Origin of the sequence: Variovorax sp. RTB1, assembly GCF_035018765.1 — a bacterium.
GTDB lineage: Bacteria > Pseudomonadota > Gammaproteobacteria > Burkholderiales > Burkholderiaceae_C > Variovorax.
Window position 1 is genome coordinate 1 of the sequence record NZ_JASJXG010000027.1, and the last position, 13,221, is coordinate 13,221.

16 protein-coding genes, 2 pseudogenes and 1 riboswitch are annotated in these 13,221 nt (G+C 65.0%); of the genes and pseudogenes, 4 read left to right on the top strand and 14 right to left on the bottom strand.

Features of this window, described 5'->3' with window-relative positions; translation table 11 throughout:
* From QN397_RS16555 to QN397_RS16585, 7 genes and pseudogenes are all read right to left on the bottom strand, one after another.
* Positions 1-125 (bottom strand): annotated as a pseudogene (locus QN397_RS16555) (5,6-dimethylbenzimidazole synthase); the annotation flags it as partial.
* A 2-nt stretch (positions 126-127) separates the two neighbouring features.
* Positions 128-697 carry a cob(I)yrinic acid a,c-diamide adenosyltransferase gene (gene cobO, locus QN397_RS16560; protein WP_323501427.1) on the bottom strand — a complete coding sequence of 190 codons (570 nt, stop codon included), beginning with the start codon at positions 695-697 and terminating at the stop codon, positions 128-130.
* 48 nt (positions 698-745) lie between these two features.
* Positions 746-1,528: an ABC transporter ATP-binding protein gene (locus QN397_RS16565; protein WP_323501428.1), complete on the bottom strand. Its 783-nt coding sequence runs from the start codon at positions 1,526-1,528 to the stop codon at positions 746-748.
* Positions 1,525-2,544, bottom strand: coding sequence for an iron ABC transporter permease (locus QN397_RS16570; protein WP_323501429.1), 1,020 nt, complete (start codon positions 2,542-2,544; stop codon positions 1,525-1,527). The genes QN397_RS16565 and QN397_RS16570 overlap by 4 nt, the downstream gene beginning before the upstream one ends.
* Positions 2,545-2,554: 10 nt before the next feature.
* Positions 2,555-3,391, bottom strand: a complete 837-nt coding sequence (locus tag QN397_RS16575; RefSeq protein ID WP_416352335.1) for an ABC transporter substrate-binding protein — start codon at positions 3,389-3,391, stop codon at positions 2,555-2,557.
* A 47-nt stretch (positions 3,392-3,438) separates the two neighbouring features.
* Positions 3,439-4,089: a bifunctional adenosylcobinamide kinase/adenosylcobinamide-phosphate guanylyltransferase gene (locus QN397_RS16580; protein WP_323497043.1), complete on the bottom strand. Its 651-nt coding sequence runs from the start codon at positions 4,087-4,089 to the stop codon at positions 3,439-3,441.
* Between the two features lie 40 nt (positions 4,090-4,129).
* Positions 4,130-5,971 (bottom strand): TonB-dependent receptor domain-containing protein, encoded by a 1,842-nt coding sequence (locus QN397_RS16585; RefSeq protein WP_323501431.1) that lies wholly within the window; start codon positions 5,969-5,971, stop codon positions 4,130-4,132.
* A gap of 93 nt (positions 5,972-6,064) precedes the next feature.
* Positions 6,065-6,320, bottom strand: a riboswitch (cobalamin riboswitch).
* 41 nt (positions 6,321-6,361) lie between these two features.
* On the opposite strand from QN397_RS16585, the gene QN397_RS16590 reads away from it, so the two are divergent.
* Complete coding sequence (locus QN397_RS16590) at positions 6,362-6,589, top strand: DUF904 domain-containing protein (protein ID WP_323497021.1); 228 nt, start codon at positions 6,362-6,364, stop codon at positions 6,587-6,589.
* Positions 6,586-6,975, top strand: coding sequence for a cell division protein ZapA (locus tag QN397_RS16595; protein WP_323501432.1), 390 nt, complete (start codon positions 6,586-6,588; stop codon positions 6,973-6,975). Before QN397_RS16590 ends, QN397_RS16595 begins: the two co-directional genes overlap by 4 nt.
* A gap of 241 nt (positions 6,976-7,216) precedes the next feature.
* Here QN397_RS16595 and QN397_RS16600 read toward each other — a convergent pair whose 3' ends face one another.
* The 5 genes and pseudogenes from QN397_RS16600 to QN397_RS16620 form a co-directional block, all read right to left on the bottom strand.
* Positions 7,217-7,438 carry a hypothetical protein gene (locus QN397_RS16600; protein WP_323501473.1) on the bottom strand — a complete coding sequence of 74 codons (222 nt, stop codon included), beginning with the start codon at positions 7,436-7,438 and terminating at the stop codon, positions 7,217-7,219.
* Between the two features lie 45 nt (positions 7,439-7,483).
* Positions 7,484-8,257, bottom strand: coding sequence for an enoyl-CoA hydratase/isomerase family protein (locus tag QN397_RS16605; protein WP_416352177.1), 774 nt, complete (start codon positions 8,255-8,257; stop codon positions 7,484-7,486).
* Between the two features lie 8 nt (positions 8,258-8,265).
* A pseudogene (locus tag QN397_RS16610) lies at positions 8,266-8,364 on the bottom strand (tripartite tricarboxylate transporter substrate binding protein); the annotation flags it as partial.
* Positions 8,365-8,388: 24 nt separating this feature from the next.
* Positions 8,389-9,219, bottom strand: coding sequence for a prolipoprotein diacylglyceryl transferase (gene lgt / locus QN397_RS16615; RefSeq protein WP_323501433.1), 831 nt, complete (start codon positions 9,217-9,219; stop codon positions 8,389-8,391).
* Positions 9,220-9,285: 66 nt separating this feature from the next.
* On the bottom strand, positions 9,286-10,224 hold the full coding sequence (locus QN397_RS16620) for a LysR family transcriptional regulator (protein ID WP_323497017.1): 939 nt from the start codon (positions 10,222-10,224) through the stop codon (positions 9,286-9,288).
* Positions 10,225-10,321: 97 nt separating this feature from the next.
* Between QN397_RS16620 and ilvD the strand changes: the two genes are divergently transcribed.
* Positions 10,322-12,016: a dihydroxy-acid dehydratase gene (gene ilvD / locus QN397_RS16625; RefSeq protein WP_323501434.1), complete on the top strand. Its 1,695-nt coding sequence runs from the start codon at positions 10,322-10,324 to the stop codon at positions 12,014-12,016.
* 33 nt (positions 12,017-12,049) lie between these two features.
* Here the strand turns inward: ilvD and QN397_RS16630 are convergent, their stop codons facing one another.
* Entirely contained in the window at positions 12,050-12,307 is a 258-nt protein-coding gene (locus tag QN397_RS16630; RefSeq protein WP_323501435.1) for a TIGR04438 family Trp-rich protein, read from the bottom strand.
* Between the two features lie 102 nt (positions 12,308-12,409).
* Between QN397_RS16630 and QN397_RS16635 the strand changes: the two genes are divergently transcribed.
* Complete coding sequence (locus QN397_RS16635) at positions 12,410-12,724, top strand: c-type cytochrome (RefSeq protein ID WP_323501436.1); 315 nt, start codon at positions 12,410-12,412, stop codon at positions 12,722-12,724.
* Between the two features lie 25 nt (positions 12,725-12,749).
* Here the strand turns inward: QN397_RS16635 and QN397_RS16640 are convergent, their stop codons facing one another.
* Positions 12,750-13,220, bottom strand: coding sequence for a LapA family protein (locus tag QN397_RS16640; RefSeq protein ID WP_323497013.1), 471 nt, complete (start codon positions 13,218-13,220; stop codon positions 12,750-12,752).
* Position 13,221: the final 1 nt, after the last annotated feature.

The following is a 13,221-nucleotide window of genomic DNA, read 5'->3' on the forward strand; positions in this document are numbered from 1 at the left end:
CGGCGCAGCAACGCGGGTGCCACCTCGCCGCCGGCAAAGTGCCGCATGTCGCGACGCTCATGGATGGCGCGGTACACGGCGCGCTGATCGGCTGCTGCGAAGGCGTCTGGCGTCGGCTGCGACATGGTCAGTCCTCGATGCCGCGTTGCGTCGGGATGCCGGCGGTGAACGCGTGCTTGACCATCTGCATCTCCGTGACCGTATCGGCGCGTTCGATCAACTCCGGCGGGCAGCGCCGACCAGTGAGCACGACGTGCACCTGCTTGGGCCTTTCGCGCAACGTGACCAGCACGTCGTCGAGCGGCAACCAGCCGCAGATGAGCGGGCAGGTGATCTCGTCGAGCACCACCAAGAAATAGTCGCCCGACAGGATCGACGCCTTGGCCTTCAACCAGCCATCGCGCGCAAGCTGGCCCGACTGTTCGAGGTGCTGGTCTTTCCAGCCGAAGCCGTCGCCGAGGCCTTCGATCGGGATGCCGAGTTGCTCGAACATCCGGTGTTCACCTAAGAGCGCGCTTGGCGCTTTCATGAATTGCCAGACCTTCACTGGCTTGCCGCGCCCATGCGCGCGCAAGGCCAGACCGAAAGCCGCAGTGCTTTTTCCCTTGCCATCGCCGGTGTTGACGATGACGATGCCGCGGCGCTCCCCTTCGGGCTTTTCATACGGCTTGGCCGAAGGTGGTGTTTCAATTTCCATGAGAGTCGGTCCTGCGGTGGTGCGCTTGTGCGGTTGAATTCGGTGAGTTCAGCGAGGCAGAGCGATCCATTGCTCCGCCACGCGGTGGATGCGAATGCGACGATCGAACACTTCTTCGAGCGCTGCATGGGTCGCGGGGTCGCTGCATGCGCCGTGATGCAGCACGCGGCCACCCGCCATGACCACGAGCGCATCGGCCGCCAGCGCCATCGAGAGTTCGTGCAGCACGCTCACCACCGTGCGCCCTTCGGCGACGAGCGCGCGCGCGGTCGTCATCCAGTCGGCCTGGTGCGGTGGATCGAGATTGGCGAGCGGCTCGTCCATGAGCAGCAGTTGCGCTTCGACCGCCAACGCGCGGGCCAGCAACACGCGCTGCCGTTCGCCGCCGGAGAGCTGGCCGAGCGGCCGCATGCGCCAGTCCCACGCCTGGGTGCTGCGCAGCGCCCGTTCGACGGCTGCGCGGTCGCGTTCGCTTGGTGCGGCGAGCCAGCGCTGGTGCGGCAGGCGACCGAGCATCGCGACGTCGTAGACCATCAGGTCGTCGGCGCTGCCCTCGCCCGCTCCGCCCTGCCCGAGCCACGAGAGCTGCTGTGCACGGGAGCGGCCAGACAGCGCGGCCATCGGCTCGCCGAAGAGAAGCACCTCGCCCCGGTGCGGCAGCAGGCCGGCGAGCGCCTTCAGCAGCGTCGACTTGCCGGCGCCGTTCGGTCCGACGATGCTGGTCCATCGGCCCGCCTCGATCGCCAGGTCGATGCCGTGCAGCACTTCTGCGGTCCCGAGCACGGCACTCAACGCTTTGCATTCGACGGCGGCGCGCTTCGTGAGCGTCATGACAGGCCGCCCCTCGAACTGCGCCGGTGCATGAGCCACAGCAAATACGAGCCGCCGAGCACTCCCGTCAGCACGCCGACGGGCAACTCCTGCGGCGCTACGAGCCAGCGTGCCAGCAGGTCGGCCGCCATCAACAGCAGCCCGCCCATCAACGCCGACAGCACGATCAGCCGCGCGTGCGTGGTCTTGACGGCAGAGCGCACCAGGTGCGGTGCGGCGAGGCCGACAAAGGCGATCAATCCGGTCTGCGCGACAGCGGCGCCAGTGGCCATCGACAGCACCGCGACCAGCGCCATGCGCATCGCGCCAAGCGGCAAGCCGAGGCTGCGAGCCGTGGCCTCGCCGAGCGCAAGGCCATCGAGCACCGGCGCCAACGCCCATGCGCACACGAGGCAAAGCACCGCCAACGCGGCCATCACCCCGCAAGCGCTCCAGCCGATGAGGCCGGTGCTGCCCAGCATGAACGCCTGGATCGCCTGAAGCAGGTCGGCCGAGGCAATGGTGATGAGATCCTTGGCCGCGCCGAGCACGACGCCGACGATCACGCCGGCCAGCAACAGGCGCAGCGTTTGCTGCACACCGCGCGCCAGCAGCAGCGTGAGCAGCACCGCCAGCACAGCGCCGACGAAGGCCGCACCCGTGAGGCCGAGCCGGACCACCCACTGCGTGCTGGCCGGCGAGGCCCCGAAGACGACCAGCGCGACCGCCACGCCGAGCGATGCGCCCGATGCGCTGCCAAGCAGATAAGGGTCGGCCAACGGATTGCGAAAGAGCCCCTGCGCCACCGCACCGGCCAGGCCGAGCAGCGCGCCGGCGAGCCAGGCGCCGAGGGTGCGCGGCAGTCGGATCTCGCGGACGATCTGCAATGCGACCGGATCCCGCCAGGCGGCGACCACACTCTCGAAACCGGTGCTGCCGATGCCGATGCCGACCACCACGAGCACAAGACCCAACGCGAGCAGAACAACGCCCAGCGTGAGGGCGCGGCGGTGCTGATCGACTTGAGCGAGGCTCATCGTTGTTGCGTCATTTCGACTGGTCCACGATGCACTGCGCCATCAAACGGGCTGCCTCGCCCATGCGCGGGCCGGGCCGCACCAGCACGTCGGACTGCGCCGCAGTGAAGCGGCAGATGTGCCCGTCGCGCACGGCACGAATCAGTGACCAGCCGGGCCGTTGTTCAAGCCCTTGCGCACTGCGCTCGCCCACCATGATGAGGTCCGGATTGGCGCGAACGACGTACTCCGGGTTGAGCTTGGGAAACGGTCCGAGCGCGGTTGGCACGATGTTCTTCACGCCCAGCCGCGTCAGCGTCTCGCCGATGAAGGAGCTCTCACCCGCCGCGTACGGCGTGCTGTTGATCTCGAAGTACACGCGCGTCCGCCGGGCTTCGGGCGGTAGCGACTGCGCCGCAGCCGACACGCTGGCATCGATCGCACGCCACACGCGCTGCGCATCGTCGACGCCGAGCATCTGACCGAGCGCATCGAGCACACGTTGCACGTCGGCATGGTTCTTCGGCTCCAGCACCAGCACCTTGAGCCCGAGTTGCTCCAGCCTCTGCGTGACGCGCGACGACTTGGCGAGCAGCACCACGTCGGGCTTGAGCGCGACGATGGCTTCGACGTTCGGGTCGAGGCCGCCGCCCACTTGCGGCAACGCGCGCACCAGCTCGGGTGAATTCGAATAGCGATCGACACCGACGAGCCGGCTGCAGGCGCCGAGTGCGCAAACCGATTCGGTGAGCGATGGCAGCAGCGCGACGATGCGCTGCGGCGGCTGCGAAAAGTCAACGGCGACGCCGCGTTCGTCGGTGACGATGACGGCATGCGCCGGCAGCGCTGCCACAAACATCAGCGCCATCGGCACGCAGATGGTCCAGAGCGCCGCGATGATCTTGTTCATGTCCGTCAAACCGGCCGCGCCGGCGCCTTCAACGTCAGCGGCAAGCCGGCCACCATCAGCGTGACGCGATCGCATGCTGCGGCCACTTCCTGGTTGAGCCGGCCCAAAGCATCGACGAAAGCACGCGTTTCACCGCCCAATGGGATGACGCCGAGGCCGATCTCATTGCCGACCAGCACGATCGGGCCGCGCGCGCCGCGCAAGGCAGCGACGAGCATTGCAATACGCTGGGTCGCGTCGATAGGTAAGGCCATGTCCGTCGCCGGACCGTCCGACACATACGACATGTGGGGAGTGCGGGGCGTGTAGGGCATCAGCAGGTGGGTAAGCCACAGCGTAAGGCAGTCGACGACCACCATCGTATCGGCAGCGGAATGCGCAACGATGGCCTCGGCCAGTGCGGAAGACTCCTCGACAGTTGACATCGCTGGCAAGCGAAGAGCGCGGTCCTGCCGGTGTCGCAGGATGCGCGCGCGCATCTCGTCGTCGTGCGCCTGCGCCGTCGCCACCATCACTGCACGGTGATCGGATGACGCAGCAAGCCAGTCGACCGCCCGCTGCTCGGCGAGTCGTGACTTGCCGCTCCTCTGGCCGCCGAGAATGAACTCGCGCGGCCGGTCAGCCGCGCGCTCATCGGGGTACAAGGAATGCGGCATCGTCAGCGGAAAGCCATTGCGCAGACCGTCGTCATGGCGTTCAGTGTGGCTGCCACTTGACCCCGACATAGACAGCACGGCCCGGAGTTGCGTAGCCATCGACCAGCTGGTAGTTTGTGTCACCCAAGTTGTCGACGCGCGCCAAAAGCGTGACGTCGCGAACAATCTCGGTGCTCGCACTGAGATTGAACAGCGTGTAACCACCGAGCGTCTTCTTGTTGGCCGCATCCGCATAGCGAAAGCCCGAGGCTTGAACTTCGGCACCCAAGGTCCATCCGGCAACACGCCAGTCAGCACCCAGCGTGGCATGCCGACGCGAGCGCAAGGCCAGCAGCTTGTCTGTCTCGGCGTCCTTCGGGTCCTGGAAGTCGAGCGAACCGCGCAACGTCACGTCGCCGATGTGATGGCTGCCCGCAAGGGTAACGCCCCGCAGCACGGCGCGGGCGGTGTTCGCGTAGCAACCGAAGCCGGAGCTGCACGCGGTCGAGTCATTGTCGAAAGTGATGAGATTTCGCACGCGATTGCGGTAGGCCGCGATGCTGCCTGCTGTCGCGGCATCGGCGTATCGCAATCCGATCTCGGCGTTGAGCGAGGTCTCGGGCTGCAGGGCCGCGTTGCCGTATTCGCTGAAGCGCTGGTACAGGGTGGGTGCGCGGAATGCCGTGCCAGCCGAAGCGGTCGCACGCCAGTTCTGCGCAAACGAATAGCCGTAGGCCGCGCTGCCGGTGGTCTTGCCACCGAACTCGCTGTCGTTGTCATGACGCACGTTCAGTTGCAGCGAATGGGCGCCCTGATTGAAACCGTAGCCGAGCGCCAGCGCGTCTTGCGAGCGCTTCCTGAAGATGGTGGTGCTGAAGCTGTCCAGTGCCGGGTTGAAGAGCTTGTCCTCACGACGCTCTAAAGCCGCGGTGAACAGGCTGGCGCCGAGGCGGTACTCGTTCTGGAACAGGTAATTGCGCAGCTGCGTTTGCGTGATGTAAGCCGACGGCGTCGTTTCGTATCGTGAGTTTGAGTCGGTCACCGAAAGCTTGGTGCTGTAGGCCTCTGTCCACTGCGCCGACCAACTCAGGCCGGCGGTTCGCAAATGGTAGAGATTGCGGTCGTTCACCGGCTGCTTCGGGTTGTAGCCATAGTTGTCGTAGCCCGAATTGGTTTCGCTCTCGAGCACCGTGGCGTCGATCCGGTGCTGCGCGTTGATCTGGTAGCCGAGTCGCACGTTAGCCGAGCTCGCATGGTAGTAGTCCTTGTCCGGATCATGGTTGGCGACCGATGGCGTGCGTACGTCAAACCCAGCGTTTTCCTGATACGCCGCGCCGATCGAATAGTCAAAAGCGCCAACCGAACCACTGACACCGGCCTGCGATGTACGCAAGCCCTTGCTGCCGAAACCGAAGCCGACGTACGGAGTGGCAACCCCTTCGCCGCGCCGCGTGAAGAGCTGGATCACGCCGCCAATGGCGTCCGAGCCGTAGACCGCCGCGGCCGGGCCTCGCAGCACTTCAATGCGGTCGATCTGCGCCAGCGGAATGCTTTCCCATGTAGCACCGCCGGTCGACTGCGAATCGACACGCACGCCATCGACATACACAGCCGTGAAACGCGTGTCGGCGCCGCGAAGGAACACGCTGGTTGTGTTGCCGACACCACCGTTGCGCGTGATTTCGACGCCAGGTAGACGTGCCAACACATCAGCAACGCCAACGGCGCCGCTGCGCTCGATCGTTTCACGGTCGACGATCGACACATCAGCGACCAATTCAGACCGGGGCTGGGGCACGCGGGTCGCGGTGACCACCGTTTCGCTGAGCGATGACGGGCTTTGTGCGAGCGCAAGGAGTGGCACTTGCAGCAAGGCGGCAAGCAGGGGAACACTGGTTTTCATTTGAAAGGACCGGATAGCAATGCCCGTCACCGGCTTCCCCGCCGGTAATTGAGCGTAATGGCCGGCTGCGCGCACCACCCAACGGTGACGCGCGCGGCTTGCCGCTTCGTTGGCCGGTATCCGGGCTGACAGAGTGCTCGACCCGCCTTCCCAGGCGCCTGTTTCAGGGCGCCCAGTGGCTGCTGGGGAAAGTGATGTCGGCGCATGAACGCCGGCATCGTCTGTTTGACCGTTGCGGGGGCAGCGCAGGTGGCTTCGGTCTTCGTTATGGTGAAGACCGCGACTCCTGCTTCCCGTTGAACTGCGCCGCGTGAACCACGGCGCGAGCACCAACGGGGCGGATTCTAAATTGAAAGAACTTGCAATCGCGGGAACCTACAATCCAGACCCATGTCCGCCGCCAGTCCCATTGACCAGATCGCCGACCGAGTCGAGCGTCTCCTGGTTCGCCACGAAGAGGTGCAACGCACCAATGCGCTGTTGCAGGAACAGGTCGATGCGCTGACGCGGGAGCGCGACGCGCTCAAATCGCGGCTCGCTGCCGCTCGAACGCGCATCGACGCGCTGCTCGAAAGGCTGCCGGCCGACCCACCCTCTCCTGAAGATTCCGCAGCATGAAGCAGATAGAAGTACAGATCATGGGCCAGAGCTATTTGCTCGGCTGCCCCGCAGACGGCGAGTCGCAATTGCGCAGCGCGGTCGACCACGTCGACGCTGCCATGTGCAAGATTCGCGATGCCGGCAAGGTGAAGGCGCGCGACCGCATCGCCGTGCTGGCCTCGCTGAATATCGCGTTCGATTTGATTCAGGCGCAGGCCGCATTCGCATCTGCTGCCGAGGTCGCGCCCGCGCCCGTCGCCGCAGCCGGGAGCCCGGTCGCACCGCTCTTGAGGATGGCCACGCCCTCAGATACAGCGAATCACGCCGAGCTGGACGACCCACGCCTGCCGCAGCTTTTGCAGCGCCTCGACAATGCCCTCGCGGGCGATGGACATTTGCTCTGATGGCCTACACAGCGAGCGTGGGGCTGGCGTAGACTCGTGCTTGTCTGCGGTGTTGTCGAACTTAATATTTCCTTGTTCCAATGCTCTCCGGAGCCGGGCTTGGTACATCGCTAGGTAGGCGTGATCATCTCGCGTAAGATGAACCCGAAGCCCTGCTGCCCTCGCCCACCTGAACCCTGGTTCAGGATGCGGGTTCGGCTCCATTCGCAGACACCTATTCGAAACAACGGCCCCGAGAACCTTAGGATCCCGGGGCCGTTTTCTTGGGTGCGGGTTTATTCTCGAGGTCAGCGCGAGAACAACGCTTTGTGCTGCTCTCGCAGCCGCGCCTTCTGAACCTTGCCCATGGCGTTTCGCGGCAGTTCGGCGACGACGCCTCGACCGATTTTTCGACCTGCACTGCGGTACGCGCACCGGGCTCCAGATCGAGCGCATCGAGCGCATCGAGCAGATTGGCGATCATGACGCTGGCGCGTTCGAGATCCCGCCACGACTAGGGCAAGCCACGTCAAAAAACGGGAGCGCGTTTGGCGAGGAAGGCAGCAATGCCTTCGTGGTGCTCGGGAGAATCGGCATAGTCGTACGCGCCCCGCAGCAGGCCCTGAACCTCGCTCGATACCGACTCGTTCAAGGCAGCGAAAGTGCGCTTGTTGAATCGCGCGGCCTGTGGTGCCAGCGCCGCGATTCGCAGCGCATGGTCGCGCGCGGCGACTGGCACCTCGGCGTCGGGCAGTACATGCAGCAAAAAGCCCGCGTCGTACAAGCGAGCGGCGCTGTGCACGCCGGCCGCCAGCAGCATGTCGCGCGCGAGCACGTCACCCATCGCACCGTACACCAACGCGGCTTCGCGCGGCGCCATCGGGAAGCCCAGCTTGGCGATCGGTGCGCCGAACTTCGCGGAGACGCCGGCGATGCGGATGTCGCAGCAGCTCGCGATCTCCAGGCCGGCGCCCATACAAGCGCCTTCGATCTGCGCGACCAATGGCACGCGGCAGTCGAGCATCGCCTGCAGCGCGGCCCACACCTCGTCCTCGTGGAAAGCGCGGAGCCGCTCGGTGTCGAATCGAAACGACGGGTACTCCGAGATGTCGCCACCCGCGCAAAAGGCGCTGCCGGCACCGCGCACGACGATGCACCGCAAGCCTTCGTCGTTGCCGGCAACGGCGAACACGTCACGCAGTTCGCGCCACATGGCACGCGTCATCGCATTCAGCCTGGATGCGTTCGCGAGCGTGACCCATGCGACGTGACCCTCGCGCTGCAGAGAGACCGAGGCGCTCACCGCGACCGTCATTCGAGCTTGGCCCCCGAGGCTTTCACGACGCCAGCCCAGCGCTTGATTTCGCTGTTGACGAAAGCGCCGTATTGCGGCCCGACCAGGTTCGGAATCTCCGCCATGTCCACGTCCCCCTCCTATAACGTCGTGACCCGTGCCGGCACCGGGCGCCGCGCGGCCCACAACCAGAGGCCGATGCCGAACAGCACCATCGGCACGCAGAGCCATTGGCCCTGGCTCAGGTTGAGCGCCCGCAGGCCGAGAAAGTCGTCCGGTTCGCGAAAGAACTCGGCGATGAAACGGAAGATGCCGTAGCCGATCAGGAACATCGCCGCCACCTGGCCTTGCTTGCGTTCCTTGCGCGCATAGAGCCACAGCAGCACGAACAGCAGAATGCCTTCGAGCAGGAACTGATACACCTGCGACGGATGCCGCGGCAGCATCGAGCCGCTCTGCGGAAACACCATGCCCCACGGCAGATCGGGACTGCTGAAGCGGCCCCACAGCTCGCCGTTGATGAAGTTGCCGACGCGCCCCGCCGCCAGCCCCAACGGCACGCACGGCGCGATGAAGTCCATCACCTGCCAGAACGGCCGCGCCCGCGAATGGGAATACCAGATCATGGAAGCGATGACGCCGAGCATGCCGCCGTGAAAGCTCATGCCACCCTGCCAAACGAAGAAGATTTCGAGCGGATGCGTCAGGTAGTAGCCGGGTTTGTAGAAGATGCAATAGCCCAGCCGGCCGCCGACGATGACACCCATCACGCCGAGGAACAGCATGTCCTCGATGTCTTTGCGCGCCCATGCCGCTGCGCTATCGAGCGATCGGTACGGCTCGTGGCGCAGGCGCCGCGTCGCCAGAAAAAAGAAGAGCGCGAATGCGGCCAGATAGGTCAGGCCATACCAGTGGATGGCGATCGGTCCGAGCTGGAGGGCAACGGGGTTGATCTGCGGATACATGAGCATGCGGACATTGTGCCGCGCCCTGCCGCCATGTTCGAGTCGGCGTCGGGCGTATCGCTGCGGTCGAACTCAGCCGCCGCCCCGCTGCCGCACGAACGCCACGAAGCATGCCAGCGCCGCGTTGGCATTTTGCGCAGGCCACACCAGACTCGTCTCGCAGCCCGGCAACACAGGTGACGACTTGCGCCGCGTGGCGGATGCCAGCTCCTCTGCTTTCCTATAAACCACGCCGGCACGACGGAATTGCGTCACGCTCTGAGGCACCCACGCCACGCCGATGGCGCCCCACACAAGGTTGACGATGGTCTGCATCTGGATCGCCTCTTGCGCGATGGCAGGTGCCAGGCCGGCCGTGTGATACAGACCGACGATGGCATCGTGCAGGGAAGGCAGGATGCGCCGCGGAAAGATCACGAGCGGTTGCGCCAGCACATCGCTCAGCGACGGTCGATTTACGCGGGCCAGCGGATGCCGTGCCGGCAACGCGAGCACCAGCGGCTCTTCGGACACCGGCAGGCGCTCCAGCCCCGGCGGCGCGAAGCCTGGCGAATGCAGCATGAGGCCGGCGTCGATGTCGCCGCGCGCAAAGGCTTCGAGCTGCGCGTCGCCGGTTGCTTCTACGAGTTCGAGCGCGACCTCGGGGCACAGCGCCCTGAATTCACGCACCCAGGCCGGCAGTGTCTCGAAGCCGATGGTCGAAACGAACGCGAGCCGCACACGGCCCACTTCACCTGCGGCAGCAGCCCGAGCACGGGCGGGAAGCGCCTGTGCTCGGGCCAGCAGTTCGCGTACGTCCGGCAACAACGTTTCGCCGGCCGGAGTCAGCGCAACGCGGCGTCGCGTTCGGTCGAACAGCATCACGCCGAGCGTCTTCTCGAGCTGCGCGATCGCCTGCGTCACCGGCGGCTGCGTCATGTGCAGTCGCACTGCCGCGCGCCCAAAGTGCAGTTCTTCTGCGACAGCGACGAACTGCCGCCAGGCACGCAGATCCACTATGGCTTCTTTCATACGCGCAGCATATCAATGCCTCCCAAAATAGGATTGGAAGCAATCAATCGTTCGGCCGATACTGGGCGTCCCACAAGATCACCCAACGAGAGACACCATGGCCAACGAACCCCTCCAGATCAACCGCCGCAGCGCCAACATCGTCGAAGGCAAAGCGCGCGCGCCCAACCGTTCGATGTTCTATGCCATGGGCTACCAGGAGGCCGACTTCAAGAAGCCGATGGTCGGCGTGGCCAACGGCCACAGCACCATCACACCGTGCAACTCGGGCCTGCAGAAACTGGCCGATGCGGCCATCGAAGGGATCGAGGAAGCCGGCGGCAATGCGCAGGTGTTTGGCACACCGACCATCAGCGACGGCATGGCGATGGGCACCGAAGGCATGAAGTACTCGCTGGTGAGTCGCGAAGTCATCAGCGACTGCATCGAGACCTGCGTCGGTGGTCAGTGGATGGACGGCGTGCTGGTGGTCGGCGGCTGCGACAAGAACATGCCGGGCGGCATGATGGGCATGCTGCGCGCCAACGTGCCGGCGATCTACGTCTACGGCGGCACCATCCTGCCGGGCCGCTACAAGGGGCAAGACCTGAACATCGTCAGCGTGTTCGAAGCGGTCGGCCAGAACGCCGCCGGCAACATGAGCGACGAAGACCTGCGCGAGATCGAGATGCGCGCCATTCCCGGTCCCGGCTCGTGCGGCGGCATGTACACCGCGAACACGATGTCGAGCGCGTTCGAGGCACTCGGCATGTCGCTGCCCTACTCGTCGACCATGGCCAATCCGCACGACGAAAAGCAGAACTCGGCCAAGGAGTCGGCCAAGGTGCTGATCGAGGCGATCAAGAAGGACCTGAAGCCGCGCGACATCGTGACCAAGAAGGCGATCGAGAACGCGGTGGCGGTGATCATGGCGACCGGTGGCTCGACCAACGCGGTGCTGCACTTCCTGGCGATCGCGCACACGGCCGACGTCGAATGGACCATCGACGACTTCGAGCGCATGCGCAAGAAAGTGCCCGTGCTGTGCGACCTGAAGCCGAGCGGCAAATACCTGGCGGTCGACCTGCACAAGGCCGGTGGCATTCCACAAGTGATGAAAGTGTTGCTGAAGGCCGGCCTGTTGCACGGTGACTGCATCACCATCACCGGCGAGACCATTGCCGAAGTGCTGAAAGATGTGCCTGACGTCCCGCGCGCCGACCAGGACGTGATCCGCCCGATCGACAAGCCGATGTACGCGCAGGGTCACCTCGCCATCCTCAAGGGCAACCTGTCTCCAGAGGGCGCGGTTGCCAAGATCACCGGTCTGAAGAACCCTGTCATCACCGGCCCGGCGCGCGTGTTCGACGACGAACAATCGGCCTTGGCCGCCATCTTGGCCGGCAAGATTGTCGCTGGCGACGTGATGGTGCTGCGCTACCTCGGCCCCAAAGGCGGACCGGGCATGCCGGAGATGTTGGCCCCTACCGGCGCGCTGATCGGTGCCGGCCTGGGTGAAACTGTCGGCCTGATCACCGACGGCCGCTTTTCCGGCGGCACCTGGGGCATGGTCGTGGGCCACGTCGCTCCGGAAGCCTATGCCGGCGGCACCATCGCGTTCGTCGAAGAAGGCGACTCGATCACCATCGACGCGCACGAGCTGGTGCTCGAATTGAACGTGCCCGAAGCCGAGATCGACAAGCGCCGCAAAGCGTGGAAGGCGCCGGCGCCGCGCTACACGCGCGGCGTGCAGGCCAAGTTCGCGTTCAATGCGTCGAGCGCGAGTTCGGGAGCGGTGCTGGACAAGTACTGATCGACGCTAGGCGGTCGGTCGATCGCCCTGCGCTTACTTGCGCCGCTTCTGCGCCGACCGGCTGTTCAACATGCCCAGCGCGCTGCGCTGGCGGTCGATGCGGTTTTGCTTGCGCAGGTTTTCTTTCTCGATCACGCGGCGCTTGGTGTAGCCGGACGCATCGGCATAGGCCCACCAGGCGACTGCGAAAGCGAACGGAATCAGCACGATCCACCAGCTCCATTGGGCGATGAAGCCGACCTCGAAGTACTTCAACACCGCGCCCAACACACCGATCAGCAAAAACAACATGGCGCATCTTTCAGGGGGAATCGATCAGGCATTGGGCGCCGGAACACGGGCTACCTACAATGCTTGTTACCAGAATGTAACCTGCACCTCGAAGCGCGATCCATGAAAAAAGTACTGTTGTCCGTCGTTTTCGGCCTCTTCGTGACTGGCACCGCCATAGCCGACCCAGCTGATTTGGTGTTGGCGACATCGAAGAACTGCATGAGCTGCCACGCGGTCGAGCGCAAGGTGCTGGGACCGTCGTTCAAGGACGTGGCCGCCAAATACAAGGACGACAAGGGCGCGGTCGACATGCTGGCGACCAAGATCAAGAAGGGCGGCTCCGGTGTTTGGGGGCCGGTGCCAATGCCGGCCAACACGCAAGTCAGCGACGCCGACGCCCGGAAGCTGGCTGCCTGGGTGCTTTCGACCAAGTAACCGACAGCGCTGACGGTGCGCCGAGTCAGGCGCCCGGCGGTGGCGTGATGATGGTCGCCGAGCGGCGGTCGAGCCGGTCTTCCAGTTGCCCGATGTGTGCAGCCATCGTGTTGTCCGACTGATCTACCCGGGCCAGCACAGCGCGCTCCATATCGGCGGCACGTGTCGCCTGTTTCTGCTCCTGCGCCTCGATGAAGGCCCGCAACTCGGTAAAGCGCGAGGCCTCGGCCTTGTCGGCCAATTCACGCTGCGCCTGCAGCTCTTTGGTGTGGCGACGCGTGTCGAGCATCAACGTGCTCTGCAGATAGAACACGTAGATCAGGAACATCAGCCCGAGCAAGGCGGTCAGCCCCAGCATGATGAGCCCGAGCGGCGCCGTCACCTGCATCACGCCGATCGACATGATCGTCGGCGCAGACAGCCCGCCCCAGTTGAGCGCAGCCAATGCCGCGATCAACACCACTACCAACACCAACGCTCCGGTTCTGACACCCATG

Excerpts from the sequence above, each read along its gene's own strand:
- QN397_RS16600 (WP_323501473.1), bottom strand. The coding sequence starts at position 7,438 with ATGATCGCCAATCTGCTCGATGCGCTCGATGCGCTCGATCTGGAGCCC.
- QN397_RS16575 (WP_416352335.1), bottom strand. The coding sequence starts at position 3,391 with ATGGCGCTGATGTTTGTGGCAGCGCTGCCGGCGCATGCCGTCATCGTC.
- QN397_RS16585 (WP_323501431.1), bottom strand. The coding sequence starts at position 5,971 with ATGAAAACCAGTGTTCCCCTGCTTGCCGCCTTGCTGCAAGTGCCACTC.
- cobO (WP_323501427.1), bottom strand. The coding sequence starts at position 697 with ATGGAAATTGAAACACCACCTTCGGCCAAGCCGTATGAAAAGCCCGAA.
- QN397_RS16565 (WP_323501428.1), bottom strand. The coding sequence starts at position 1,528 with ATGACGCTCACGAAGCGCGCCGCCGTCGAATGCAAAGCGTTGAGTGCC.
- QN397_RS16590 (WP_323497021.1), top strand. The coding sequence starts at position 6,362 with ATGTCCGCCGCCAGTCCCATTGACCAGATCGCCGACCGAGTCGAGCGT.
- QN397_RS16635 (WP_323501436.1), top strand. The coding sequence starts at position 12,410 with ATGAAAAAAGTACTGTTGTCCGTCGTTTTCGGCCTCTTCGTGACTGGC.
- QN397_RS16595 (WP_323501432.1), top strand. The coding sequence starts at position 6,586 with ATGAAGCAGATAGAAGTACAGATCATGGGCCAGAGCTATTTGCTCGGC.
- QN397_RS16640 (WP_323497013.1), bottom strand. The coding sequence starts at position 13,220 with ATGGGTGTCAGAACCGGAGCGTTGGTGTTGGTAGTGGTGTTGATCGCG.
- QN397_RS16570 (WP_323501429.1), bottom strand. The coding sequence starts at position 2,544 with ATGAGCCTCGCTCAAGTCGATCAGCACCGCCGCGCCCTCACGCTGGGC.
- ilvD (WP_323501434.1), top strand. The coding sequence starts at position 10,322 with ATGGCCAACGAACCCCTCCAGATCAACCGCCGCAGCGCCAACATCGTC.
- QN397_RS16620 (WP_323497017.1), bottom strand. The coding sequence starts at position 10,224 with ATGAAAGAAGCCATAGTGGATCTGCGTGCCTGGCGGCAGTTCGTCGCT.
- QN397_RS16630 (WP_323501435.1), bottom strand. The coding sequence starts at position 12,307 with ATGTTGTTTTTGCTGATCGGTGTGTTGGGCGCGGTGTTGAAGTACTTC.
- lgt (WP_323501433.1), bottom strand. The coding sequence starts at position 9,219 with ATGCTCATGTATCCGCAGATCAACCCCGTTGCCCTCCAGCTCGGACCG.
- QN397_RS16580 (WP_323497043.1), bottom strand. The coding sequence starts at position 4,089 with ATGCCGCATTCCTTGTACCCCGATGAGCGCGCGGCTGACCGGCCGCGC.